Source organism: Methylomarinum sp. Ch1-1, assembly GCF_030717995.2.
GTDB lineage: Bacteria > Pseudomonadota > Gammaproteobacteria > Methylococcales > Methylomonadaceae > Methylomarinum > Methylomarinum roseum.
Genome location: NZ_CP157743.1, coordinates 2449459 through 2473945, shown reverse-complemented (window position 1 = coordinate 2473945; position 24487 = coordinate 2449459). Strand labels below are relative to the sequence as shown.

20 protein-coding genes and 1 other RNA gene are annotated in these 24487 nt (G+C 52.1%); 7 read left to right on the top strand and 14 right to left on the bottom strand.

The annotated features are described in order from the left end of the window. Positions 1 to 11: 11 nt before the first annotated feature. Positions 12 to 842, bottom strand: a complete 831-nt coding sequence (locus Q9L42_RS11455; protein WP_305908269.1) for an ABC transporter permease — start codon at positions 840 to 842, stop codon at positions 12 to 14. 235 nt (positions 843 to 1077) lie between these two features. Further along, positions 1078 to 1569, bottom strand: coding sequence for a CinA family protein (locus Q9L42_RS11450; protein ID WP_305908270.1), 492 nt, complete (start codon positions 1567 to 1569; stop codon positions 1078 to 1080). Between the two features lie 37 nt (positions 1570 to 1606). Between Q9L42_RS11450 and mutS the strand changes: the two genes are divergently transcribed. Continuing rightward, positions 1607 to 4177 carry a DNA mismatch repair protein MutS gene (mutS, locus tag Q9L42_RS11445; protein WP_305908271.1) on the top strand — a complete coding sequence of 857 codons (2571 nt, stop codon included), beginning with the start codon at positions 1607 to 1609 and terminating at the stop codon, positions 4175 to 4177. A gap of 1367 nt (positions 4178 to 5544) precedes the next feature. Next, entirely contained in the window at positions 5545 to 6561 is a 1017-nt protein-coding gene (locus Q9L42_RS11440; protein WP_305908273.1) for an NAD(P)/FAD-dependent oxidoreductase, read from the top strand. A gap of 12 nt (positions 6562 to 6573) precedes the next feature. Here the strand turns inward: Q9L42_RS11440 and Q9L42_RS11435 are convergent, their stop codons facing one another. Further along, complete coding sequence (locus Q9L42_RS11435) at positions 6574 to 6957, bottom strand: 4a-hydroxytetrahydrobiopterin dehydratase (RefSeq protein WP_305908274.1); 384 nt, start codon at positions 6955 to 6957, stop codon at positions 6574 to 6576. A 145-nt stretch (positions 6958 to 7102) separates the two neighbouring features. Between Q9L42_RS11435 and smbP the strand changes: the two genes are divergently transcribed. The 4 genes from smbP (at position 7103) to Q9L42_RS11415 (ending at position 12579) form a co-directional block, all read left to right on the top strand. Continuing rightward, the gene (gene smbP, locus Q9L42_RS11430) at positions 7103 to 7456 is read left to right on the top strand and encodes a small metal-binding protein SmbP (protein WP_349431105.1); all 354 of its coding nucleotides are present in this window, start codon (positions 7103 to 7105) and stop codon (positions 7454 to 7456) included. Positions 7457 to 8699: 1243 nt separating this feature from the next. Beyond that, positions 8700 to 10742, top strand: a complete 2043-nt coding sequence (locus Q9L42_RS11425; protein ID WP_305908276.1) for a choice-of-anchor F family protein — start codon at positions 8700 to 8702, stop codon at positions 10740 to 10742. A gap of 122 nt (positions 10743 to 10864) precedes the next feature. Then, positions 10865 to 11137 (top strand): hypothetical protein, encoded by a 273-nt coding sequence (locus Q9L42_RS11420; protein ID WP_305908277.1) that lies wholly within the window; start codon positions 10865 to 10867, stop codon positions 11135 to 11137. A 905-nt stretch (positions 11138 to 12042) separates the two neighbouring features. Continuing rightward, positions 12043 to 12579, top strand: coding sequence for a hypothetical protein (locus Q9L42_RS11415; protein WP_305908278.1), 537 nt, complete (start codon positions 12043 to 12045; stop codon positions 12577 to 12579). Between the two features lie 49 nt (positions 12580 to 12628). On the opposite strand, the gene Q9L42_RS11410 is transcribed toward Q9L42_RS11415, so the two are convergent. The 11 genes from Q9L42_RS11410 to rluC all read right to left on the bottom strand — a co-directional run bounded on the left by Q9L42_RS11410 (position 12629) and on the right by rluC (position 21822). Continuing rightward, complete coding sequence (locus tag Q9L42_RS11410) at positions 12629 to 12967, bottom strand: histidine triad nucleotide-binding protein (RefSeq protein WP_305908279.1); 339 nt, start codon at positions 12965 to 12967, stop codon at positions 12629 to 12631. Positions 12968 to 12990: 23 nt separating this feature from the next. Further along, positions 12991 to 13587, bottom strand: a complete 597-nt coding sequence (gene recR / locus Q9L42_RS11405) for a recombination mediator RecR (protein WP_305908280.1) — start codon at positions 13585 to 13587, stop codon at positions 12991 to 12993. A gap of 10 nt (positions 13588 to 13597) precedes the next feature. Continuing rightward, positions 13598 to 13921: a YbaB/EbfC family nucleoid-associated protein gene (locus tag Q9L42_RS11400; protein WP_305908281.1), complete on the bottom strand. Its 324-nt coding sequence runs from the start codon at positions 13919 to 13921 to the stop codon at positions 13598 to 13600. Positions 13922 to 13931: 10 nt separating this feature from the next. Further along, a complete protein-coding gene (gene dnaX, locus Q9L42_RS11395) occupies positions 13932 to 15551 on the bottom strand; it encodes a DNA polymerase III subunit gamma/tau (RefSeq protein ID WP_305908282.1) in 1620 nt (539 codons plus the stop codon). Positions 15552 to 15585: 34 nt separating this feature from the next. Beyond that, positions 15586 to 15682: signal recognition particle sRNA small type (ffs, locus tag Q9L42_RS11390), an RNA gene on the bottom strand. Between the two features lie 235 nt (positions 15683 to 15917). Next, positions 15918 to 17261: an ATP-binding protein gene (locus Q9L42_RS11385; RefSeq protein WP_349431104.1), complete on the bottom strand. Its 1344-nt coding sequence runs from the start codon at positions 17259 to 17261 to the stop codon at positions 15918 to 15920. 12 nt (positions 17262 to 17273) lie between these two features. Next, the gene (locus Q9L42_RS11380; RefSeq protein WP_349431103.1) at positions 17274 to 17951 is read right to left on the bottom strand and encodes a response regulator transcription factor; all 678 of its coding nucleotides are present in this window, start codon (positions 17949 to 17951) and stop codon (positions 17274 to 17276) included. Positions 17952 to 17965: 14 nt separating this feature from the next. Next, positions 17966 to 18226, bottom strand: coding sequence for a PepSY domain-containing protein (locus Q9L42_RS11375; RefSeq protein WP_432648837.1), 261 nt, complete (start codon positions 18224 to 18226; stop codon positions 17966 to 17968). A 1020-nt stretch (positions 18227 to 19246) separates the two neighbouring features. Next, the gene (gene sppA, locus Q9L42_RS11370; RefSeq protein ID WP_432648836.1) at positions 19247 to 20218 is read right to left on the bottom strand and encodes a signal peptide peptidase SppA; all 972 of its coding nucleotides are present in this window, start codon (positions 20216 to 20218) and stop codon (positions 19247 to 19249) included. 13 nt (positions 20219 to 20231) lie between these two features. Continuing rightward, positions 20232 to 20879 (bottom strand): HAD family hydrolase, encoded by a 648-nt coding sequence (locus Q9L42_RS11365; protein WP_305908285.1) that lies wholly within the window; start codon positions 20877 to 20879, stop codon positions 20232 to 20234. Further along, positions 20863 to 21822: a 23S rRNA pseudouridine(955/2504/2580) synthase RluC gene (gene rluC / locus Q9L42_RS11360; RefSeq protein ID WP_305908286.1), complete on the bottom strand. Its 960-nt coding sequence runs from the start codon at positions 21820 to 21822 to the stop codon at positions 20863 to 20865. The genes Q9L42_RS11365 and rluC overlap by 17 nt, the downstream gene beginning before the upstream one ends. Positions 21823 to 22250: 428 nt before the next feature. Here rluC and Q9L42_RS11355 point away from each other — a divergent pair, with 428 nt between their 5' ends. Continuing rightward, on the top strand, positions 22251 to 24464 hold the full coding sequence (locus tag Q9L42_RS11355; protein ID WP_349431102.1) for an Rne/Rng family ribonuclease: 2214 nt from the start codon (positions 22251 to 22253) through the stop codon (positions 24462 to 24464). Positions 24465 to 24487 lie beyond the last annotated feature (23 nt).

Sequence of the window (24487 nt, the reverse complement as noted above, 5' to 3'; positions counted from 1 at the left end):
ACGTCGTTCACTTAAATCACGTCCGCAAAGGTTTTTTCGGTATTTCTAAAGTGCGTAATGCCAATGAAGCAGAGCAAAACGATCATTGTCAATGAAATCATCAATTCGTCACGATTCAAACCAGTAGTGCCACCACTGATCGCCCAGCGAAAACCGTCGATAACGCCGACCATTGGATTCAAATAATAAAAGACCCGGTATTGTTCCGGAATAATCGTTGAGCTGAACCCAACTGGAGAAATATAAAGCCCAAGCTGAACGATAAAAGGAATAACGAAACGAAAATCCCTGTATTTGACGTTTAACGAAGCGATCAATAAACCCATACCCAGAGCGGCAAAGAATGCCAAAAATAACAAAAACGGCAAAGCAACCATTTGCCAACTCGGCAAATAGCGATACCAAACCATTAGAGCCAGTAAAATTAAAAAAGAGATCAAAAAATCCACGACGGAAACGATAACAGAGGCCGCAGGAATAATTATACGGGGGAAATATACTTTAGAAATCAAGTTGGAATTACCAATCAGGCTATTACTGGCATCGGAAAACGCCGTGGCAAAAAACGTCCACGGCAACATCGCGGCAAAAACATAAATAGGATAAGGAACTCCCTCACTAGGCAACTTAGCGATCTTGCCGAATACCACGACAAATATCATCATCGTCAATAAAGGACGAAGCACAGCCCATAAAACACCGATAATGGTTTGTTTATAACGAACCGCAATGTCTCTCCACGCCAAAATATAAAAAAGCTCTCTGTAACGCCATAAATCCATCCAGTAATGACGTTCGGCTTTCCCCGCTTCAATGGTGAATTGAAATTGTTCTTTTTTCATTATTGTTTTGTTCTTTCCCAGATTTGGTTTTTTAGGACAGCCGGCGGTTATATGATGGCCAATAGACTCTATTGAGCGTTCAGCCAAGGTCCTGACTACTGCAATGCCCTCTAAACGATTTAGTGGAATTCTTCTAAAATTACACCTTTGAGTGTTTAAACTCCATCATAAAACCTTATCTTTTAAATCTGCCAATTTCACCGTAAATTCGATTTTATCTGGGTTGCTTATATACTTAACTGTTTTTTCCAAGTTCCAAACACCCTTTTAAAGCCATCTTAATCGTTTGCTGGCGGATCTCGGCGCGGGAGCCGCTAAACAAAAATCTTTCACAACGCCCTTCTCTGCTTTTATGCTTCCAGGCGATAAATACCGTTCCCACCGGTTTATCCAAGGTCGCTCCGCCGGGACCGGCAAGGCCGGTCACGGCCACGGTGATATCGGCCAGGCTATGTTGCAATGCGCCTGCCGCCATTTCCGTAGCGACCTGTTGACTAACGGCGCCGAATTGTTCCAGACTGGCCTGTTTGACGCCCAGCAGGTCTTTTTTCGCATCGTTGCTGTAGGTCACAAAGCCTCGGTCAAACCAGGCCGAACTGCCCGGCACCTCGGTGATGACCTGACAAATGCCGCCACCGGTACAGGATTCGGCAACGGCAATCATCACGCCCTTGCTTTCCAGAACAGCACCCAGCTGTTCGGCCAGCGCAAATATTTCGATATCCATAGTGTTCTGTCATATCAGTTTAGATAAAATACGCAGTATGACAACTAAATCGAAAACCGCCAATCAACATACCCCAATGATGCAGCAATATCTGCGCATCAAGTCTCAACATCCGGACACACTGCTTTTTTACCGCATGGGGGATTTCTATGAATTATTCTTTGATGACGCCAAGAAAGCGGCGCAAATTCTCGACATCACCCTGACCAGCCGGGGACACTCGGCCGGACAGCCGATTCCGATGGCCGGCATTCCCTATCATGCCGCCGAAGGTTATCTTGCCCGCCTGTTGAAAAACGGCGTCTCGGTGGCGATCTGCGAACAGGTCGGCGATCCGGCCAAAAGCAAGGGCCCGGTGGAACGCAAGGTCGTGCGTATCGTCACGCCGGGCACGGTGACCGACGAGGCCTTGCTGGAAGACCGCCAAGACAACCTGCTGGTTGCCGTCAGTCGACTGGAAAACCATGTCGGCATCGCCTGCCTGGACCTGACCAGCGGTAAATTCGTGCTGCAACAGCTTAGCTCCGAAGAAGAACTGATCAGCGAAATTGAACGACTGAATCCTGCCGAATTACTGTGCAGTGAAGACGACAAACTACCGACTCACTTAAACGAACGGCGGGGTTTATGTAAAAGACCGCCATGGCATTTCGATTTGCAAAGCGCCACCCAGCTGGTGCTAAAACAGTTCAACACCCACGATCTGAAAGGTTTCGGCTGCGAGCATCTGAGCGCGGCGATCAGCGCGGCCGGTTGCCTATTGCAATATGTCAAGGACACCCAGCAAAGCGCCCTGCCTCATATTCAGGGTATTGCGGTCGAAAACAGCCATGAAAGTATTGCCTTGGATGCTTCCAGCCGCCGCAATCTGGAACTGGATACCCATCCCAGCGGGGATATGCGCTACACCTTATTCGGCGTGCTGGACAAAACGGCGACGGCGATGGGCAGCCGCTGTCTGCGTCGCTGGATCAATCGCCCCTTACGCAATCACAACACACTTAACGGACGTTATGCCTGTGTCGACACGCTGTTGCAGCAGCAGCTCTACGAAACGGTACAAAGCAGTTTGAGACAGGTCGGCGACATCGAGCGTATCAGCTCGCGGATCGCTTTGAAGTCCGCTCGGCCGCGTGATCTCGTAGTATTGCGCAATACCCTGGCGGTCTTGCCGGAGCTACAGGCGCAATTATCCGGCGCGGAAAATTCGCATCTCGAAGCGCTCCGCCAACAAATCGGCGAACAACCGGAGTCGCTGGCTTTGCTGCAACGCGCCATTATCGACAACCCGCCGGTCTTGATACGCGATGGCGGCGTCATCGCCGCCGGCTACAATCAGGAGCTGGACGAATTGCGCAACTTGAGTCAGAACGCCGACCAGTTTTTGCTCGACATGGAAAGCCGCGAACGAGAAACGACCGGCATCAACAACCTGAAAGTCAATTACAACCGCGTGCATGGCTATTATATCGAGATCTCACGCTTGCATGCCGACAAGGCGCCCGCCCATTACACCCGCAAGCAGACGCTGAAAAGCGCCGAACGTTACATTACCGAGGAACTGAAAGCCTTCGAAGACAAGGTGCTGAGCGCCCGGGAAAAATCGCTGGCATTCGAAAAATCCCTGTATGACGAATTGCTAGAGCACATTGGCGGCTCCTTAGCCGTCATTCAGCAATGTGCGACGGCGCTGGCCGAACTGGATGTCTTGGTCAATTTCGCCGAGCGCGCCGACACCTTGAACCTGACCCAACCGCTGCTGACCGATGATCCCGGTCTCGAAATCGAAGGCGGCCGGCATTTGGTGGTCGAACAGGTTTCCGATATTCCCTTTGTCGCCAACGACCTGTCATTTTCCAATCAGCGCCGCATGCTGGTCATCACTGGCCCGAACATGGGCGGTAAATCGACCTATATGCGGCAATCGGCGCTGATCGTGCTGATGATGCATATCGGCTGCTATGTGCCGGCCAAGTCGGCCAGCTGCGGCCCTATCGACAAGATCTTCACCCGCATCGGCGCCTCGGACGATCTGGCCGGCGGCCGCTCTACATTCATGGTCGAAATGTCGGAAACCGCCAACATCCTCCACAACGCCACCGCCAACAGCTTGATCCTGATGGATGAAATCGGTCGCGGCACCAGCACCTTCGACGGCCTGTCGCTGGCCTGGGCCTGCGCCGATTATCTGGCCAAGCAAACCAAGGCCTTCACGCTATTCGCCACCCATTATTTCGAGCTGACGACGCTGGCCGACGAGCAAAAAAACATACACAACATCCATCTGGATGCGATGGAGCACGGCGACAAGATTATTTTTCTGCATTCGGTCAAGGATGGACCGGCCAATCAGAGCTACGGCCTGCAAGTCGCCTCGCTGGCCGGGGTGCCGAAATCGGTGATCGCCAACGCTAAAAGCAAATTACAGCAACTGGAAGACCATGCCTACCTGCAACAGCAGGCAGAGACCGGCAACAGTCAACTGGATATATTTTCATCGAAGGAATGCCATCCGGCAGTCTGCCTGGTGGAGGAAGTCAATCCGGACAATTTGAGTCCTAGGCAGGCGTTGGATTTGCTCTATCGGCTGAAGGAGTTGGTCGAATAAAAAGCTTATCTGTTCACGGGTTACCCGACAATTGCGATGCCAATGTAGGGTGGCTTCGCGAAGGTTGCGGACGAAGTTGTAAACTCCGTCCGGCTTTGAGAATTCATCCGGCGATTGCGATGCCCTACCCGCACCGGTAGGGCGGATCAAGCGCAGCGGATCCGCCAATGTAGGGCGGCTCCAGGCGGGGCGGGTTATTTAACCCGCCCCAAACGTTCAAAGTCTGCCCGTAGGAGGCCCGCCCTCGGGCCGAATGGCTCTTTTCGCGCCGAGGGCGGCGATCCTACGCAAAGCAACGTCTTGCCTTCGGATGTGTCGAACTACGTGAAGCGCATCAAAAACCGGTGCGCTTCCTATCGTCAGCACACCCTACCCGTGCCGGTGGATCACTCGCAGCGGATCCGCCAATGTAGAGCGGCTTCGCGAAGGTTGCGGACGGAGTTGTAAACTCCGTCCGGCCGGTGCACGTCCTATCGTCAGCGCACCCTACCCGCACCGATAGAGCGGATCTTCCAGGCGGGGCGGGTTATTTAACCCGCCCCAAACGTTCAAAGTCTGCCCGTAGGAGGCCCGCCCTCGGGCCGAATGGCTCTTTTCGCGCCGAGGGCGGCGCTCCTACGCAAAGCATCGTCTTGCCTTCGGATGTGTCGAACTGCGTGAAGCGCATCAATAACGGTGCGCTTCCTATCGTCAGCATACCCTACCCGCACCGGTAGGGTGGATCAAGCGCAGCGGATCCGCCAACCCAACGTAGGGCGGCTTTGAGAATTCATCCGGCGATTGCGATGCCCGACCCTCGTTCCCACGCTCCTGCGTGGGAATGCATACCGGGCTTAAGGTGGCAAAGTATGGGTTCCCACGGAGGACCGTGGGAACCAGGAACGGTTGCATGCCAAGCGCACCCTACCCGTACCGGTAGGGCGGATCAAGCGCAGCGGATCCGCCAACGTAGGGCGGCTTCGCGAAGGTTGCGGACGGAGTTGTAAACTCCGTCCGGCTTTGACTCCGTCCGGCCTTGAGAATTCATCCGGCGATTGCGATGCATGACCCTCGTTCCCACGCTCCTGCGTGGGAATGCATACCGGGCTTAAGGTGGCAAAGTATGGGTTCCCACGGAGGACCGTGGGAACCAGGAACGTCAGCACACCCTACCCGCACCGGTAGGGTGGATCAAGCGCAGCGGATCCGCCAACGTAGGGCGGCTTCGCGAAGCAAGCCGCCAAAAAACCGCGCCGGGGCAATGTGGCGTTGTCCATATCAAAGGCGGATTGCCTGGCGGCGAATCCACCCTACGGCTGGGCATTGTCACAGCAAGCTTAATCTGTATATGATAGTCCCGTCATCAATTGGATCTTAGAGAGGCGGCCATGCGAGTCATCATTATCGGTTCCGGCATCGCCGGTGTGACTTTTGCCGAGCACTATCGCAAACTGTCGCCCGACGCCAAAATCACCCTGTTGACCGGAGAGAATCGAGGTTATTACTCCAGGCCTCTGCTGTCCCGAGGTTTTAGTGAAGAGGATATAGAAAAGACCATCATCCTCAGAACCTTCAATGCGCTGCAGGAAAAAAACATCTGCATCATCCCCGGCGTAACGGTCACCGCCATTCACCCTGAGGAACACTCGATTGACGTCAAGGGCATCGATGAGATCGAGCAACTCGATTACGACAAGTTGATCATCGCCACCGGTTCGGCCGCCTTTATTCCGCCACCGTTCCAACCTTATCGGGAAAATTTTTTCCTGCTGAACAGCTTGGAAGACCTCATTACGCTGCGAAGATTCAGACAGCCTTTTCTCGATAGCCGGCGCAAACCTAACTGGGCCATCATCGGCGGCGGCCTGATCGGCTGCGAACTGGCATCCGACCTGGCCGTTTCAGGCGATAAGGTCTGCTTATTCCACGCCATGGACAAACTGATGGAACGTCAACTGGTTGAACAAGACTCTACAGCCTTGTTGACGGTGTTGGAAAAACTTAGCATCGAGGTCAGATTGAATCAAGCGATACAGCGTATCGATAAGGAATCGGGAAAAATCGCTATCAGCGTCGACAATAACCGGCGCCCATTCGATGCGGCGATCGTTTCCTGCGGGTTCAAGCCGAGAATCGAGTTGGCCGAACAAGCGGGCTTACAAACCGGACGCGGCATACGGGTCAATCAATCCCTGCAAACCAGTCATGAAGATATTTACGCGCTGGGAGATGTCGCCGAACTGCCCAACGGCAAACTCTACGCCTATATCATTCCGATACGGCATCAGGCTCGCTGGCTGGCCGAATATTTCTGCGGTCAGCCGCAACAAGACTGGCGGCCGGCTGAATTCAGCCCGGAAGCAAAAGTCCATGGCTTTCAAGCCGCTCATCCCTACCGCTTTTAAACGAACAGGCTGTCAATCGTATTTGATGTATTTAAATCGCGGATCGTCCGGCGTTCCTTCCAAGGCTCCGTCTTCCTTGCCTGGCTGCCACATCACCACCTGTTCGATTTTATGAGCTAATTCGAAATCCTTGTTGGTCACCCCTTTAGCCGCGTGATTCACTAATTTGACAATGACGAAGGCATAAGAAACAGTCAGATCGGGATGATGAAAAGCCGCCTCGGCCAAATGTCCTACGGTATTGACCACCATCAGCGTCGATTTCCAGCCGCTGGTTTTATATTTACGTCTGATCCAGCCCTTCTCATAATACCAATGCGGCAATTCGTCCTGTAAACGCTGGTTAATCTCTTCTTCGTTATAAGTTTCTTCATGCTTACGTTCTCTCCACCCCATGACACCCTCCTAGATTTCAGCTTTAAGTGGTAAGACTCTATTTTAGTCCAATAATTCAAGGTTAGTTTGAACAAATTTCTGTGATATTAGTCACATTTCTACCATTCCAAAAGAATGGCTTCAAACCAACGAGGGGGAATTAACAATGAAAAAAAACAACATCACATTATTCAGTTTTTTACTGGCCGCGCTGACGACGTCCTTTATGTTCATGAATAACGCCTATGCCGGTGAGCATCATGGCGCCAACGCGTTAGAACATGCCGCCGTCGCCGCCAGCCATGCTGAAAAAGGCCACTTGGAGTTGATATTGGAACATAGCAAGGAAGCCTTGCACCACGCCAAAATGGCCTCTCAAGAACATCATGAGAAACATATGCATATGGAAAAAGCCGTGACAAAACTGAATGAAGCCATAGACCACGCCAATAAAAAACACAGCGACTTAGCCTCCAAAGCCGCTCACGAAGCTATGGAACATATCCATAAAACTTTCTAGATGACCTGGATGACGGAAACGGACTTCTGTCATCCCTCTTCACATCGATTGAGGCGCACCGACAGGCGAGCAAACTTTTATATAAAAGGGGGACAGTATAAAAGGGGGACAGGCTGCTTTTTTCATTTGGTGCTCGGCGAATTCGAGAATTGGCGTTTTGCTGTCGCGAAAACGCCCTACGGCCCTAATGCTCCATTCAAAATAAGACTGAAAGTCCAAATTCGGTCATAAAGCTGTCACCCCGTTATGCCATGGATTACGCCTTATCCCTTGGCCGCCTAAGTCCCTTGACCTGCTATGGCTTTACCCGACTTTGTTATGGAGAAAACAAAAATCATATATACCATTGTTTTTTAAAGCACTTAAGTGAATTGTCAATTTTTTTAACAAATATAAAAACATCTACCACTTCCCCTTTATCAAATTTCAAGAACAGCGTGCCTTTATCGTCTGCATAAACTTGACTAATCCACTAGCAATTAGACTGTAAATCAATAAATAAACTTTATTTTCCCGGAGGTTACCCAGTTAGCCCTAAAATTCCGGGCTATCGTCACTCGACCAATAAAAACTGCAATTCACATAACCCTCAACCTTTCAGCTTGCTGCTATCAGTATTTAGCTTCTAAATTTGTAGGCAATTGGATTAACGACTGTCAGGACTTTTTACATACTTGCTATTGCGCATTTAAGAATTTTCGATAAACCACTGATAAAGAATGTTATCCATATCAAGGTATAAAAAATGCTTGATAATTATTGAAAAACCAAGTTTTAAAATGACACGGAGATTAAGTCAACGACTGAAACCGATAAATGAATCGGGTGGAGTTATGTCAGGAACTTCTGACAGCGGCGTCAAGAGCCTCTCCCTTTTTTTAATCTAGTCAGGCTTAAGGCGCCGGTTTACTTGGTTTAATGTGTAACAAAGCAAAGCGTCGTCAATTAAAGACACGCTAACGATAACGACCTGCAATTAAAGGGCAGTTCAGGGGAAATCACGAAAAACAATATTATAAATCAATAATTTAGTTACAAACTTATAAATTTAATTAAAAAATTATGACTTTATTATTAACAGAGCAGGAACCTGACTAATGCTCGATCTGGAAAAATTAGTCGGCTCATCAGAACATTGATAAAAAGTATTTCGAAATGAAATATCGAGAAAAACTGATCATAGCGATCACGAATCCTCCTATGTGAGCTGACGTAGTACCCATAAATACATGAGGATATAAAAATGAAAAACATGACTCAACACAAATCACAGCCGACAACCGGCTGTTCGCGCGTCGCGAAGACTGCACTGGCAATCGCATTGGCGGGACTCGCACTCTCCGTCCATGCAGGCAAAATCACCTCGGCGCCCTCGGCTAGCGGCGCATCAGGCTTTGGAGGGTGGAACCTCAACAATGTGGAAGTAGTGCTGAACGGCACCCAAGGAGTTGTCGGCAGTGCCGACAGCTGGTTCGATCCTATAACCGGCGCTTACAATTTCGCAGCAGACTCCGATTTCACCTACGAAAGCCTCGTCTTCGATGAGAGCCTTCTTACCCGTATGGGCATCGTGCTGGCAAAAGACTGGCCGGTAGGCGAACCCTCCGGCATCAAGATTATCAACGATGACCCGGGGGTAAAAAATGACAAGCCTGCCAACTGCATCATGTCGACATCCTATCTGAAGGATCATTACCTGGACTCTGCCGATCCACAACAGGTTGTCTGCAGCAGCCCGTTCCAAACTCACAAACGTTACAAAGTTGCGATGCTGCCCGCCACCGTAGATGGCGCTGGCTCGGAAAGCGTAGACCTGGTATTCAATGTCGAGCCCGAAGCGGGTTCACGTGATTACCAGGTATTCCAGAAAATAAACAACTGGACCGATATGCGCCTGCAAGGTTTCACGGTTCAAGTGGGCTTTGGCGTTGGCGTCGACTTCGTCAGCGTCACTGATGCCGGCGTCGATCTTGCCGATCTGAACATCGCCGTGCCTTCGAATATTTGGAGCCCCACTCAGCTCGCCACGTTCTCGGCGGGACTGTTTGGACCGGAAGATAAGCACACTGGAGAATTAGGATTCTTCGATCCGAAAACTCGAGCAGGCTTTTATATCGACGAGTATGTGGCCGGCGAACAACCGCTGACCGATACCCTGACGGCAACCACGCCACTGCCCAGCGATTATGCCGACGTGCCTGAAGGAGCCGGGGCGGCCGCAAATCAATTCGGACCTTGGCTGCCCAATACCATGCTGCCTTACGGCATATTCTTCGATGACGACGGCAACCCCGATACCGACGCGGCGCTGCTCGCCTGGTATGGCTACAATCCTGCTACTGGCGAATTGGGCTGGATGCGCGGAGCTCTGGATGATTTTGCAGCCGTTTCGGATGAAGATATCCAGGAAATGGGCGCCAACCTATCTTATACCGCCGACCTAATCGATGACTTGGTCAATATCGGCCTCAACTATGTGGTCAGGGTGGGTGACGTTACAACATTTCCCAACAGCACCTTCACCATCCGTGTGACACCTACAGCCGACGCCTCAGGAACCGGCCAGCCGAGCTATGTCGGAGTGACGCCCGTTCCTTGGCTGCTGTTTACCAATTCCGATGCGTCAGTGGAGCTACAGCCTGAACCAACCTTTTCGATCGGCAGCCTGCTGACGGCTCGCGTCGGTGATGCAGACTTGAACCTGAATCCAGACGAAGCCGAAGAAGTGGATGTCACTATTTCGACGAACACCGGACTGAGCGACACGCTGACCTTGGTTGAACAAGGCGAGAACCGTGGAGTGTTTGCCGCGATCCTGCCCGAAGAGTATAGCGAAGTTACAGAGGGAACCGTAGTCACGATGTCATACCTCGACGTATCTGCGGCGGCGACCAAGACTGCCAGCACGACTGCGGAACAAGCTCCTCTGCCGATACTCTCGGATGTGTCTATCACTGATCTTTCAGTGCCCGACACGCTGGCCGACGGGCTCTCCAGAAACTTGATGCTTTCGATCATTAATGACAAGCAGGCCTTGGAAACCGCCTCTGGAGAGGTGCTACTCACCGGGACGGACGGAAGTGAATTCAGCGCCGCCTTTACCGATCTGCGCCTGGGCGGAAAACTGAAGTTCAAATTCAGGTGGACCGCGGATCTCGCGGATCCAGACGTTTCCGAGACAGTGGAATGGGCTGCCAGCGTGTCCGTCGATGGCCAAATCGTTGACAACGCCGAAGCCTTAACAACGATCGAAGTCAAGCGAGGAAAAAACCTGAAGGTCAAATAAATTATCGCCCTAATGCGGATGCGCCTAACTCAATGAGCGCATCCCACCTGGACGTTACGTGAAGCCGGAAGGAAATATCTTTCTTTATCACGCATAATCATTTTAACCATGAGGATAAGACCATGAATAACAAGCATTTATACAAAGCTTTGCTGATCTCCGCCGCTTTAGCATTCTCGGCGTCGAGCTTTGCCGGACCCGGCGGTGGCGGCGGCAATAGATCGGGAGGACAAGGCGGACAGAGAGACTTTGGCCAGCGACAGCGTCGTTCCGATCAAAAGCAACAACGCCAAGAACAACGCATCCGCAAAAGAATCCACCAAGACCAAGGCAGCGGCCCGCAAACAAGACAGCGTAATGAGCAGCAAAGAAGAGATAGAATGAAAGGCCAATAGAAATCATTAGCGCAAGCGGAGAAGGTGTAATAGATGACCGGCTATTGCACCCTCCTCCATACAGATCGTGCAAACGCTGAACTACGGATTATCCGCATCCGTCCTAGTACATAGTCAATCTTATCCTGTCGGCCATTGTGAATGTAGCTGCAGATACAGGCGGTTTTCTCAACCCGAACTCATATTAAACACAGCAAAATGCTCAAACCGGGAATTGCTGGCATCTACCGCACTAAAAGTAGCCCGTCCTCTTTTTTCCTGTATGGAGTTCAAAAAGGGCAAGGGGTGTGTTTGGCGAGGATGTCGGCAGCAAGGATGCTGACGTCAAGCCCCCCCAGCACCTAAATCCCATGACTACAGGACTATATTTTACATTCCAGGATAATTTAGGTGCTGGGCTCCTCGACAGACACACCCCATGCCCTAAACACAGCAAAATGCTCAAACTAGGAATAGCTGGCACCTGCCGCACTAAAAGTAGCCCGTCCTCTTTTTTCCTGTATGGAGCTCAAAAAGGGCATGGGGTGTGTTTGGCGAGAATGTCGGCAGCAAGGATGCTGACGTCAAGCCCCTAGGGATGGGATTTCGGTGCTCCTCGACAGACACACCCCATGTCCTAAACACAGCCAAAATGCTCAAACTAGGAATAGCTGGCACCTGCCGCAGTAAAAGTAGCCTGTCCCCTTTTTCACAGCCGATTACCAACAACAGGCCTATGACTTCAAAGCCTTTGCTCGTGCGCGCAAAATACGCTCACCGTTACAACTGTTACAGCTGGTGATACTTTACTGTGGTCTGGATTTCTCCTTGCGCGGCTGTGCCGGCGAGGTAGCTCAGTTACAGGGCTACCTGAGTGACACGGCGGTAAAAAAAGACTGGCGGCTTGTGTTCCTTGGGTAAAATCTTTGCTGTCCGGCGTATTTGGGTTGGAACAGGTTGTCGAAAGCGGTTCATTGAGCTTTGTTGTCATTGATGGCTCGACCATCCAGGAACCGGGGGCGACAGAAACCACGTATCGGCTACATATAGCGATAGACTTGATTAACCTGAGGCTGCGCCAGGTCGAAGTGAGTACGGATAAGGTCGGCGAAAGCCTTGATCATTATGCGCTGGCATCGGGCGATGTAGTGTTGATTGATCGTGGCTACAATCAGCCTAAGTCGTTGGTGCCTTTCATCGATCGAGGCGGAGATATTGTTCTGCGCTATAACGCGCACAGCATGAATTTATACGAGGATGACGGCCAAGGTGGCATGATGAAAATCGACTGGGAGAAGCGTTTGCAAAGTCTGGGAAAGCAAACGGGAGCTATACCGGTCTACTTGTGCCATGATAAGAAACGAATAGCCTGCACGCTGCATGCGGTGCCGTTACCGGCGGGAAAAGCCGCACAAGCTCGCCGCAAAGCGAAGCTTAGAGCACAAAATAAGGGTCGTATGTAGTAAAAGTAGCCTGTCCCCTTTTTACCTCTGGGAAACTTCAGGAAACATTTCAACCCGGCGGCCAGGTCATTTGTCGTCCGCCCAACAGATGGAGATGCAGGTGGAATACGTCTTGACCGCCATGCCGATTACAATTAAAGACGGTCCGATAGCCGTCTTCGGCCAATCCTTCCTGCTTGGCGATGGCGGCGGCGGTTTTCAGAATATGGCCGCCCAGCTCGGCATCGGTCAGCTCATTCAAGGTCGGCACATGCTGCCTTGGAATAATCAGGATATGGGTCGGCGCCTGAGGATTGATATCCCTGAATGCCAACACCTTATCGTCTTCAAACACCACATCCGGCTGAATCTCACCGGCGACCATTTTACAAAATAGACAGTCACTCATTTCCCATCCCCTTGCCGCTAAAATCAGATCTCCCGGCGACCGCTGAAAGCATGCATCAGCGTCCCGCTGTCGGTATATTCCAGCTCCCCGCCCATCGGCACGCCGTGAGCTATCCGGCTGGCCGGAATCGTATATTTGCGCGCCAGTTCGGCGATGAAATGGGCGGTCGCCTCACCTTCCACCGTCGAATTGGTCGCCAAAATAATTTCCTGTAATTGACCGGAGCGCATGCGCGCCTCCAGCTCATCGAATCCCAATTCATCGGGACCGATGCCGTCCAATGGCGACAAACGTCCGTGCAGCACGAAATAATGACCCCGAAAAGCGGTGGCTTGCTCTATCACCCAGACATCGGCCGGACTCTCCACGATGCATAATAAACCTTGCTCCCGTGCCGGATTGGCGCAGATATCGCACAACTCTTTTTCGGTCAGGGTTCGGCATTGCCGACAATGACCGATTTCGTTGACCGCCTTGGTCAGAATATCGCTGAGCCGTCGCGCGCCCTGGCGGTCACGCTGCAACAGATGAAAGGCCATGCGCTGCGCCGACTTAGGGCCGATGCCGGGCAAACAGCAAAGGCTGTTTATCAATTCTCCAAGCAGACCTTTTCCTTGCATCAAAACCCTTTTAGAACGGCATTTGGAAACCTGGCGGCATCGGAATGCCGGCGGTGACGTCGGCCATCTTTTCCTTCTTCATCTTGCTGACTTTATGTACGGCATCGTTGATCGCCGCGGCTACCAGATCTTCCAGCATGTCCTTATCGTCACCGACCAAGGAATCGTCGATCGTGACTTTCCTGACTTCCCGCTTGCCGGTCATTAGGATTTTAACCAGTCCACCGCCGGATTCGCCCTGAACTTCCATAGAGGCCAGCTCTTCCTGCGCCTTCTTCATGTCCTCCTGCATTTTTTGGGCTTGCTGCATGATATTACCCAGTGCGTTTTTCATAGTCGCTCCACTATTCATCATTCGGTTCAATGGTGCCGGACATCACTCTGGCGCCAAACTGTTCGTTCAAGACCTGCACATTTTGATCGGCATCGATCGCGTCAACCGCCGCCTGCTGGCGCTGTTCTCGATCGCGCTGATGTTGAACGGCCGGTGTTATATTATCGGTTTTTTGCGTTGTAATACGCAACTTTAACGGCTTGCCGAAATAATCCTGCAAGGCCTTTTGCAGTTTCTCTTCGGCCTTGCCGCCCAGCAAATGCTGATGGGACGGATCGATAATCAAGCGGCAACCGCTGTCATCGACGCCGTCATAAACACATTGATTGGCCAATTCCCGGGTCATGCCGCGAATTTTCATCGCCTGTATCATATCCATCCAGTTGTCGTCGCCCGGTTGCGCCTGACCAAGCGGCTCGACTGGCGGAGGCGCCGCCGTCTTAGCCGGCGCACTCCTCTGTTCCGGGACGGAGGCAGGCTTGGTCTGCACTGGAGCGGGCGACGGACGAGGTTGCTGCACGGCAGCCGGCGCCGCTTCAAGCGCTGATTTTTTCGGCTTGAAGGTCAACATCCGCAGCAAAATCATTTCGAAGCCGCTGCGCGGATCCGGCGCCAAATCCATATCTCTCTGTCCGATCAGGGCAATCTGATAATACAGCTGCACATTCTCCGGCGACAATTGGCTGGCCAGATGATCGATGACTTGTTTATCAAATTCATGATCGACCAACCCGGGGACCTGCTGGGTTAGCGCCACACGATGCAAAACTCGCAACAATTGCTGCAAGATTTCACTGAAATCCGGAGTTAAATTGGCGATTTCATCAACTTTCGCCAGCAGCATGCCGCCATCTTCGGCGACCAATGCCTGCAAAAGCTCATCCACCGGCTGTTGCGCCACCGTGCCCAACATCGCGGCGACCTCATCGTAACGCACCGCGCCGCTGCCGAAAGCAATAGCCTGATCGAGCAGACTCAAGCCGTCACGCATGCTGCCGTCAGCTGCGCGGGCCAGGATCTTGATGGCGCTTTCTTCAAACTCAATCTGTTCCTGTCCCAGAATATAACGCATCTGGCCGTCGATCTGATCCGGCAGCAAGCGTTTCAGGTTGAATTGCAGACAACGCGACAGCACCGTCACCGGAATTTTTTGCGGATCGGTGGTGGCGAGCAAAAATTTTACATGCGGCGGCGGCTCTTCCAACGTCTTTAGCAAGGCATTGAAACTATGCCCAGACAACATATGCACCTCATCGATCAGATAGACTTTATAGCGTCCCTGATTGGGCGCATATTGCGCATTATCGAGCAAATCGCGGGTGTCTTCGACCTTGGTCCGCGATGCGGCATCGACTTCTATCAGATCCATGAAGCGGCCCTGCTCGAAGTCCTGACAGACACGGCATTGACCACAGGGATTGAAATCGTTCAGATTTTCACAATTGATGGCTTTAGCCAAGATGCGAGCGATGGTGGTTTTGCCGACGCCGCGAGTACCGGTGAATAAATAAGCATGGTGCAGACGATCATGCTGCAAGGCATGAATCAAGGATTGACTGACGTGTTCCTGACCGACGATCTGGGAGAAATTTTGCGGTCGCCACTTTCTGGCGAGTACCTGATAAGTCATTAGACTCGACAAGGATGGAAAGATTGGGCGGCTACCGTGCCAGCCGCATCCCGGCACACGAATCTGCTGCTACCGTTGCTCCCTTCCGGGCCTGGCGGGGTTGACAGCGTATCGTTGCGAGAGGACCAACACAGTAACCATAATTAATTCAGTCCCTGACTGAAAGACCGCTATTATCCATGATTTTTTTCGATAAGGCAAGACCAGTAAAAATTCTTTGTCATGATTCAATGTAGTTTTCGGGCAGGACGGGGCTTGCAACCCCGTCCTGAAGCTTTCCCTTGAGCCAAGCAAAAAAGTTCGGGGCGGGTTGCATAACCCGCCCCGCCCAGGCAAGGTGCTCTGCAACAGCGATAAATTTTTTTATCAGGGCAAATAAACCTGCCACTTCATGCCGCCCAATGCGGCGCTTTTGCCGCCAACCAGTCGCCCCCCCAACAACTCGACCAATTCATGGACGACCGCCATGCCGATGCCATGCCCTTCGGTATTCTCATCGGCGCGCACGCCCCTATGCATGATCTCGGCAATTTTTTCCGGCGCGATGCCTGGGCCGTCATCCTCGACGGTCAGTAGCACCGCCTCGACGCCCGCCTCGTTTGCATCGACTTCAGTTAACGACACTCGAACCTTGCTTCGACACCATTTCGATGCATTATCCAGCAAATTTCCGGCAATCTCATAAATATCGCCTTCCTCACAATATAAACGAAAGATCTTGGCCGCCGAAAACCGGTAATCAATGCGTTTTTCTTGATAAACTTTGCTCAAGGAAGCGATGATCTTATCCAGCACTGCATTGATATCGACCTTGCCGGTCAGCTTCTTCCGCCCCTTGGCCGCCGCTTTTTGCAATTGATAGTCGACGATTTCATTCATTCTGGAAATCTGATGCTGTATCGTTTCCCGATTGACTTCCGTCGTTTCGACACTCCCTCGTAATATCGCCAACGGCGTCTTAAGGCTGTGGGCCAAATCGGCGAGGGTGTTGCGGTAACGCTCCAGATGCGCGCGCTCGCTGCTGATCAACGCATTCAAATTGCCGGCCACCGCTTTCAACTCGGCGGGATAACGGCCATCCAGACGACTTTTGGCGCCGGCTTCGATCTGGCCGAGATCGGCTTCGATCTGGCGCAACGGTTTGAGTCCCCAGCGCAACAGCAAAAACTGAGTCAACACCAACAGCACGCCTATTCCCGAAAGCCAGCTGGTCAACGTCACCCTGAAACCGGCCACCTGCTTGTCGAGCAATTGCCCGTCTTCGGCAACGGTAAACACATAGGCCCTTTCAAAACCGGCTTCGTTCTCCCAGAGCACGGCGTAATGCAACACAAAGCGCTGACTGTTGTCGCGCACAAAAGCGAATTCGCCCTGCTGTAATTGTTCGGCGACTGGCAGCTCGACCCCGACCGCGGATGGCGAGCGCCATACCAGGCTTTGGTCCGACAAACGAATCGCGGCATAGAGACCGGAGCCGGGATTGGAAAAACGCGGCTCTCTCAACGCATCGGGCATCTTCAGTTGCAGCGCACGGTCCATTTCCGCCACCGACAACAACGAATAAATCTGAATTTGCAGCTTTTCCCTGAGCGCCTGCTCGGTGCTCTGCTGAAAGGCCTGCTCCAACACCAACGCGACCAACGCGAAAAAGGCCGTCAACACCAAGCCGGCCGACAACAACAACCGAAAACTGAGCGAGTTAGTTTGCACCGAACGCCGTCATCAATGTTCTTGTGCGGGAATACGGTATCCCCGGCCGCGCAGCGTTTCGATCGGCTTGGTGATGCCCTGGGGATCGAGTTTTTTTCTCAGCCGACCGATGAACACCTCGATGACATTGCTGTCACGATCGAAATCCTCATCATAGATGTGCTCGGTCAGGACCGATTTCGACACCACTTCTCCGCGGCGGAACAACAAATACTCCAGCACTTTGTATTCGAAAGCGGTCAACTCGACCAATTTACCATCCACGGTGACATCCTGCGACACCGTGTCCAGCCTGATATTGGCGAAGCTTAGCACCGGATGAGCATTGCCTTTCGAACGCCTCAGCAAGGCATTGACCCTGGCCATCAATTCTTCATAATGGAAGGGCTTGGCTAAATAATCATCGGCGCCGGCTTCCAAACCTTCCACCTTATCCTGCCAACGACTTCTGGCCGTCAACAACAAGACCGGCAAATGATTGTCCTGAGCCCTGAGTTTTTTGATCAATTCGATGCCGGAAAAATCGGGCAAGCCGATATCGACAATCGCCGCATCGAGCGGATATTCGCTGGCCAGATAATAGCCGTCAGCGCCGGTGTCGGCGCTATCGACGGCAAAACCCTTATCGGCAAAATACCGTTTGATCTGCTGACACAACACCTGTTCGTCTTCGACCACGAGAATACGCATGACTCTTACCTTTTCTACTTAACGACCCGACCGCTGTCCGCATCGATCTTGATATGCTGGATTCGCCCTTGCGGAGTTAAAATCTTGATAATGTGCACCCGCCTGCCATCGACCGTTTCCGTGCGGGTGGCCAGCACCTTGTTTCGTCCCTGTTGGATGATTTTCCTGGCGGCCTCATCAAGCGTGACCAAGGCGGTGTACGATTGTGTTCCCGCCAGACTGACTGGCGCGAGACAGGCGGACAACAACAATACGGTAAGGATTTGTCGCATCAAGGCTTTACCTCTCGGCTTATTAATGTGCTCGGCCCCATGAATTGGATATTTCCGCTAATTATAGATCTAAATTTCTGAATCCGGACTGAATTAGGTTATGGATGCGCCTTTAGGGCGGGGCGGGTTATTTAACCCGCCCCGAACGTTTAACATACCCTAGTCACGGTTGAATCGTTCAGGTCCTTCGTTGACCTGCATTTCGCATAGCGATGCGGACTACTTGCTTTTCGCGCCGAGGGCGGCGCTCCTACGCAAAGCACCGCCTTGCCTTCGGATGCGCTGAACAGCGTGAAGCGCATCAAAAACGGTGCGTTTCCTGTCGTCAGCACACCCTACCCGCACCGGTAGGGCGGATCAAGCGCAGCGGATCCGCCAACGTAGAGCGGCTTCGCGAAGGTTGCGGACGGAGTTGTAAACTCCGTCCGGCTTTGACTCCGTCCGGCCTTGAGAATTCATCCGGCGATTGCGATGCCCGACCCTCGTTCCCACGCTCCTGCGTGGGAACGCATACCGGGCTTAAGGTGGCAAAGTATGGGTTCCCACGGAGGACCGTGGGAACCAGGAACCGGTGCGCTTCCTATCGTCAGCACACCCTACCCGCACCGGTAGGGCGGATCAAGCGCAGCGGATCCGCCAACGTAGAGCGGCTTCGCGAAGGTTGCGGACGGAGTTGTAAACTCCGTCCGGCTTTGAGAATACCCTCGTTCCCACGCTCCTGCGTGGGAATACATACCGGGCTTAAGGTGGCAAAGTATGGGTTCCCACGGAGGACCGTGGGAACCAGGAACCGGTGCGCTTCCTATCGTCAGCACACCCTACCCGCACCGGTAGGGCGGATCAAGCGCAGCGGATCCGCCAACGTAGGGCGGCTTCGCGAAGCAAGCCGTCAAGCCCCAGCTCCTCGACAGACACACCCCATGCCCTAAACACCGCAAAAATACTCAAACCGGGAATGGCTGGCGCCTACCGAGTACCCGTCATATATAACATGACTGAGTACTAGTGAGATACCGAACTGACTCATTGCAGCATCAGCGTACGCGCCGTAGTACCGAGAGCATGACCGAACGACGCGCCGAATTTGCCGACCAGACGCTCCAAAAAGCGTTCCTGAGGGGTGAAATTAACCTTGTCTTCGACACCGAGCACGTCTTTCGCCACCGAATCGACGCTGCCGAAATCATCGGCCAGCCCCAATTTGACGCCTTCCGTACCGGTCCACACCAAACCGGAAAACATCTCCGGCGACTCGGCCAGACGATCTCCCCTGCCGGTCTTGACGGCGTCGATGAACTGCCGGTGCACTTGATTCAGCAGCGACTGCATATGCTGGGCTTCCGACTCCTTGACCGGGGAAAAGGGGTCCAACATCGCCTTATGCGAACCCGCCGTCAACAGTCGACGCTCGACCCCGAGCTTATCCAGCACGTTGACGAAACCGAAGCCATTCATGATGACGCCGATCGAACCGATGATGCTGGCCTGATTGACATAAATTTTATCGCTGGCCGATGCTATATAATAACCGCCCGAGGCGCAGATATCGCTGACTACCGAATAAATCGGCATATCCGGATGTTTTTCCTTCAGACGACGAATTTCATCATACACATAGGCCGATTGCACCGGACTGCCGCCCGGAGAATTGATGTTCAGAATGATGCCTTGAGTACTGTCATCCTTAACGGCCTTTCTTAGCCCTTCAATAATGGCGTCGGCATTGGCCGCTTCATTTTCGGCGATGACCCCTTGCACATCGATGATGGCTGCATGCTTCTTTTCGCCGTGACTCATTTCCGTTTTAAACCGGGGATACATCGCGATCGCCAAAATGGCAATCAGATAAGTAAAAGTCAGCATTTTAAAGAAGATGCCCCAGCGCCGAGCTTTGCGCTGTTCATTCACGGCGGCAAACGCCAGTTTTTCCACCAGTTCTTTTTCCCAGCCGTTTTCTTTATGCTCTTGATTCATATCGTCTTGTTGATTTTCCACTACTCAAAACCTGTTAGATTAAGTCCAATAACGCGCGGGTCTGCGGCAAACACAGCAGCGGATCATACTGTTTCAACACCTCTGCCCGATGCGCGCCACATTCAACCGCAATCGCGGCCACGCCGGCATTGCTCGCCATCTGCAAATCATGCACCGAATCTCCGACCATGACGACCCTGTCCTTGCCTACGTTCATTTCCTCAATGATCTGATCGATCATCAACGGGTGCGGCTTCGATGCGGTCTGATCGGCGCTGCGCGTGGTATCGAAAAAATCGATCACGCCGGTAGCGCTCATCGCATCCATTAGACCGGCGTTTTTCTTACCGGTCGCCACCGCCAATCGATAACCGGCCCGTTTGAACTGTTCCAGCATTTGATAAACGCCATCGAACAAATCGTCCCGGCCGATTTTTTTACTAAAGAACTGTTGACTATAAACCCGAATCAATTGTTCCTGAGTCCGCGCATCGATACCGGGAAACAACTCGGCCATGGCCCGTTCTATGCTTAAGCCGATAATTTCCCTGGCCGCCTGCGCCTCGGGCGCGTTACGGCCACACTCCCGCGCGGCGTTTTGCAAGCAGCGCACGATCCAGTCAATCGAATCGACCAGCGTGCCGTCCCAGTCGAAAATAATTAAATCAAACTGTTTTTTCATGATCCAGCAAGTTCTGTAATTCCTGCGGCAAAGGCGCGACAAAATGCATCACCTCCCCACTCAGCGGATGGCGAAAGCGTAATTGCTCGGCATGCAAAAACAAGCGCTTATAACCTCTTTTCTTGAACAGCCTGTTGCTGTCCTCATTCCCGTAGCGATCATCACCGATAATCGGATGCCCCAGCCAGGCCGCATGCACCCTGATCTGATGCGTCCTCCCGGTTTTAGGCGAGGCATGCACCAGCGTGGCGTCGACATATTTTTTCAACCTGACAAACAGCGTTTCCGCCGATTTACCTTGCTGACTGACCACCACCATCCGCTCTCCGCCTTTGTTGATATTTTTCAGCAACGGCGCCTCAACCCACTGTTTTTTACGCTGCCATTGCCCGTCCAGCAAGGCCAGATAAGTTTTTTCGACGCCGTCGCCTCTGAACAATTCATGCAAATACTTCAGCGCGCTCCTCTTCTTCGCCACCAGCAAGCATCCGGAAGTTTCTTTATCCAGTCTGTGAACCAGCTCAAGAAAGCGCTGGTTGGGCCTAATCTGACGCAACGCCTCGATCACACCCGAGCTCACGCCGCTACCGCCATGAACGGCGAACCCGGACGGTTTATTTAAAACGATGAAGCCTTCATCCTCATAAAGCACCTGATTTTCCAGACTATATTTCAGCGTCGGCTGAATCGCCGGCGCTTCATTACGTTCGGCAACCCTGACCGGCGGAATCCTGACGACATCATGCGTTTGCAGACGATATTTAACATCGACCCGTCCTTTATTGACCCTGACTTCGCCTTTTCTGACGATGCGGTAGATCCTCGTTTTCGGAACGCCTTTTAATTGGCTAATCAGAAAGTTATCCAGCCGTTGTCCGTCATTTTCTTCGCCGATTTCCAGCCATTTAACTTGCGGCTTAGTCTTATTTGTTGTCTCACTCATGGAGCAATCATAACAATTTCTTTTAATAAATGATGATTAAATTGATGCAACCTATAAAGATTGCTATATTAGTGAAGTTTTTGTGTAACGTACAGTGCACAAATAGGCTAACCGGCCCAACAGATAGCGCCGGTTTTAAGATCCAGGCCGAGCGCCTGGCGACAAACGAATTTTTCGGGTTTTATCGTTCGACCCATGATGAGCGACACTGCTCCTTAAGGACAGACTGACGGTTTAACTGACCTCCCCAGATAGGCGACAATTCCGGATATCATCCGATGATGCCCAAGGTTGATAATAAACATTTAGACAGACTGACGCGGCCCGCCTATAGTTAGAATTATGTCAGGGTAGCCACACAACGCTATTTATAACGACTCTGTTCGGAAACTCAAGCTAATGGAGCAGGAAACTACAAGGATAATTAAATGAAAAGAATGCTTATCAATGCCACCCAACCTGAAGAGTTGCGTGTAGCCTTGGTAGATGGTCAAAAACTTTATGATTTTGATATAGAAGTACCATCAAAAGAACAAAAGAAATCGAATATTTACAAAGGAATCATTACCCGGGTTGAACCCAGCCTTGAAGCGGCCTTTGTCAATTACGGCGCCGAGAAACACGGCTTCCTGCCCTTTAAGGAAATATCGCCTCAATATCGACGCAGCACCAACGGATCCCCGGAGGGTGAAGACAAATCCAGCGCCAAAAAACCGGTTCAGGAAGGCCAAGAAGTCATCGTTCAGATTGAAAAAGAAGAACGCGGCAACAAAGGCGCGGCATTAACGACCTACATGAGCCTGGCCGGCACCTATTTAGTGCTGATGCCGAACAACCCCAAGGCGGGCGGCATCTCTAGACGCATCGAAGGCGACACCCGCAGTGAGTTGAAAGAAACCATGGCGGCCTTGGACATTCCTGAAAACATGGGCCTTATCATACGCACCGCCGGCTGCGGGAAAAATGTCGAGGAGTTGCAATGGGACTTAAATTACTTGTTGCAGTTATGGGAAGCGATAGATCGCTCTAGCAGCGAACAAGCCGCACCGTTTTTGATTTTCCAAGAAAGCAACGTCATTATTCGCGCACTGCGCGATCATTTACGCGGCGAAATTGATGAAATCCTGATCGATAACGAGGAATCATTCAAACTGGTGCAGAAGTTTCTGAAACAGGTCATGCCGCATTACCTGTCCAAAGCCAAGCTTTATTCCGACAGCGTCCCATTGTTCAGCCGCTATCAGATCGAGACCCAAATCGAAATGGCTTATAACCGCGAGGTGTCACTCCCCTCTGGCGGCTCCATCGTGATCGATCACAGCGAAGCCTTGACCTCGATCGATATTAACTCGGCTCGCGCCACCAAAGGCAGCGATATCGAAGAGACCGCATTGAACACAAACCTGGAAGCCGCCGACGAAATCGCCCGGCAACTGCGTTTGCGCGACTTAGGCGGTCTGTTCGTGATCGATTTCATCGATATGATGGCCAACAAAAACCAGCGCGCCGTCGAGAACCGGCTGCGCGATGCGCTGAAAATCGATCGCGCCCGCATTCAAACCGGTCGTATCTCGCGCTTCGGTCTGTTGGAAATGTCCAGACAGCGGATCCGCCCGTCGCTGGGCGATGCCTCGCAACTGACCTGTCCGCGCTGTAAAGGTCAGGGCTCGATCCGCAACGTTGAATCGGTGACGCTGGCAGTGCTGCGCATCATCGAAGAAGAAGCGATGAAGAAAGGCACGGAAAAAGTCATCGCCCATCTGCCGATCGAGTGCGCTACCTTCCTGTTGAACGAAAAGCGCAACACCATTCAGGACATCGAAGACAGGTTGAACGTCTCCATCATCGTACTGCCGAGCAAACACCTGGAAACACCGGCCTACGACATAGAACGCATCAAGGCCGCCGACAGTACCGACGAAAAGTCCAGCCACCTACAAATCAAGGAAGAAGACATCACCCTGCCGGAATTTGCCAAGCAGTCGCGGCAAAAATTCGAAAAGCCGGCAATTAAGGAATTTTTACCGGATTCTCCGGCGCCCGTGCAAAACAAAAAAACATCCGCCAGCTTGATTCAGCGTTTCTGGCAAAAACTTGTCGGCGCTAGCGAAGAAGAGATCCCGGCCAGCCAGACTCCGGCGGAACAAGGCAAAAAAAATGGCGGAGGCCCGCGCAAGAAGGACAAGACCGAACCCCGTAAAGCGCGCCCATCCGGACAGGGCCGCGGACCAAAACGCCGCACCGATAAACCACCGAAAAGCGACACCGATAAAAACGCGGCGGAAACGAACGTTAAAGAGAGTGAGGACAAATCCGCGAGCAGCGACGAATCGCCCAGAAAACCGCGCAACAGTCGACGGGGAAACAATCGCAGAAGACGCAACCCGAATTACAAAAAAACAGAGCGCAATGACAAGCCAGCTGAGGCAAAAAGCGATCAACAAGCTTCTCAGCCCGCCCAAACGGAAAAAGTAGAGCAGCAGAACGGTCAAACGGAAAAGCCGCGCTCATACGCGAACCAGTTTGCCGAGCGTAAGGGTGATGAAAAAACCGACGTCAAAAAGGCCCCGGCGCCGGAAAGCCAGACCACGGAAAAGCCCAGTGAGCCGCCGAAAGCGAAAATGGAAAACAATGAATCCTAAGCGATAGGCATATCAGCGCTGTT

Excerpts from the sequence above, each read along its gene's own strand:
- Q9L42_RS11455 (WP_305908269.1), bottom strand. The coding sequence starts at position 842 with ATGAAAAAAGAACAATTTCAATTCACCATTGAAGCGGGGAAAGCCGAA.
- Q9L42_RS11450 (WP_305908270.1), bottom strand. The coding sequence starts at position 1,569 with ATGGATATCGAAATATTTGCGCTGGCCGAACAGCTGGGTGCTGTTCTG.
- mutS (WP_305908271.1), top strand. The coding sequence starts at position 1,607 with ATGACAACTAAATCGAAAACCGCCAATCAACATACCCCAATGATGCAG.
- Q9L42_RS11440 (WP_305908273.1), top strand. The coding sequence starts at position 5,545 with ATGCGAGTCATCATTATCGGTTCCGGCATCGCCGGTGTGACTTTTGCC.
- Q9L42_RS11435 (WP_305908274.1), bottom strand. The coding sequence starts at position 6,957 with ATGGGGTGGAGAGAACGTAAGCATGAAGAAACTTATAACGAAGAAGAG.
- smbP (WP_349431105.1), top strand. The coding sequence starts at position 7,103 with ATGAAAAAAAACAACATCACATTATTCAGTTTTTTACTGGCCGCGCTG.
- Q9L42_RS11425 (WP_305908276.1), top strand. The coding sequence starts at position 8,700 with ATGAAAAACATGACTCAACACAAATCACAGCCGACAACCGGCTGTTCG.
- Q9L42_RS11420 (WP_305908277.1), top strand. The coding sequence starts at position 10,865 with ATGAATAACAAGCATTTATACAAAGCTTTGCTGATCTCCGCCGCTTTA.
- Q9L42_RS11410 (WP_305908279.1), bottom strand. The coding sequence starts at position 12,967 with ATGAGTGACTGTCTATTTTGTAAAATGGTCGCCGGTGAGATTCAGCCG.
- recR (WP_305908280.1), bottom strand. The coding sequence starts at position 13,587 with ATGCAAGGAAAAGGTCTGCTTGGAGAATTGATAAACAGCCTTTGCTGT.
- Q9L42_RS11400 (WP_305908281.1), bottom strand. The coding sequence starts at position 13,921 with ATGAAAAACGCACTGGGTAATATCATGCAGCAAGCCCAAAAAATGCAG.
- dnaX (WP_305908282.1), bottom strand. The coding sequence starts at position 15,551 with ATGACTTATCAGGTACTCGCCAGAAAGTGGCGACCGCAAAATTTCTCC.
- Q9L42_RS11380 (WP_349431103.1), bottom strand. The coding sequence starts at position 17,951 with ATGCGTATTCTCGTGGTCGAAGACGAACAGGTGTTGTGTCAGCAGATC.
- Q9L42_RS11365 (WP_305908285.1), bottom strand. The coding sequence starts at position 20,879 with ATGAAAAAACAGTTTGATTTAATTATTTTCGACTGGGACGGCACGCTG.
- rluC (WP_305908286.1), bottom strand. The coding sequence starts at position 21,822 with ATGAGTGAGACAACAAATAAGACTAAGCCGCAAGTTAAATGGCTGGAA.
- Q9L42_RS11355 (WP_349431102.1), top strand. The coding sequence starts at position 22,251 with ATGAAAAGAATGCTTATCAATGCCACCCAACCTGAAGAGTTGCGTGTA.